Genomic DNA, 937 nt, shown 5'->3' on the forward strand with positions numbered 1-937 from the left:
GCCCCGCGCAGCCGGAGGCGCTGGAAGGCGCCCCCGAAGCGCTGGAGTCCGGCGCTGGCGGGCCGGAAGCCCCGGAGGCGCCAGAGGCTCCGGGGGCCGTGGACGAAGAGCCGGAGACGTCCAGCGGCGAGTTCGAAGTGGACGGCGAGCACCCGGCAGGTCGCCCGCCCAAGCCAACGCTCCACTGACGGGCGCTCCGGTGCCCAGCCTGGGAAGGTTCTTCACCCCGCCCCCCGGCTTTCAACATCCGCCCCGTAGGATTTACGCCTTCCGCCCTCCCTTCAGGGCGGGCCCATTGCCCAAACAGGCGGATTCATTGGGTACTGGCACACGTCTGGCGTTGGCAAAGCACTTGCTATGTCTCCGTTCGCGATGCGGACGACAACGGACATGGCGGCGGAGCGGGGACGGAAGAAGGCGGGGGCGGCCCGGGTCTTCAGCAGGCAGCCGGAGCGCATCGCGGCGTTGTGGCGCCGGATGCGGCTGGCGGCGCACGAGTCCCAGGCAGTCCCGGGGCCCAGCCTGCTGGACGGACTGGTGGAGCCCTTCGTCCGGGAGCTGGGGTTGACGCTGGAAGGCCTGGAGACGAGCCCCTGGAGTCGCACCCGCGCGGTGCTGCGCCTGGCGCCGGAGCGTGGCGCGCGCGCGCTGCATGACGAATTCGCACTGCTGCGGCGGTGCCTGGTGGATGCCCTGGAAGTCCTGGGCGGTGGAGACACGGAGCGCCAGCGCATCAACCGCGCGCTCGACGAGGCCGTGGACAGCGCGGTGGCGCTGCTCCAACGGCTGGCGGACCCGAAGGCGGACGGTCCGCGGGTGCCCTTTGGTGGCCTGGTGGTGGAGTACTTCGAACGACCGTCCCACACGCGGCGGGCCCCGACGGGCCGGCGTGACGAGCGGTCCGCGATGCACTGACTTTTGTTGCAAGGGTTTGCCG

At 71.5% G+C, this 937-nt stretch carries 1 protein-coding gene and 1 pseudogene; both read left to right on the forward strand.

The window, feature by feature from the left end; translation table 11 throughout:
- Positions 1–188 (forward strand): annotated as a pseudogene (locus D7V93_RS45710) (peptidase MA family metallohydrolase); the annotation flags it as partial.
- Positions 189–390: 202 nt separating this feature from the next.
- On the forward strand, positions 391–915 hold the full coding sequence (locus D7V93_RS43490; protein ID WP_244237863.1) for a hypothetical protein: 525 nt from the start codon (positions 391–393) through the stop codon (positions 913–915).
- The last annotated feature ends 22 nt before the right edge of the window (positions 916–937 follow it).

This window comes from Corallococcus llansteffanensis, assembly GCF_003612055.1.
Classification (GTDB): Bacteria; Myxococcota; Myxococcia; order Myxococcales; family Myxococcaceae; genus Corallococcus; species Corallococcus llansteffanensis.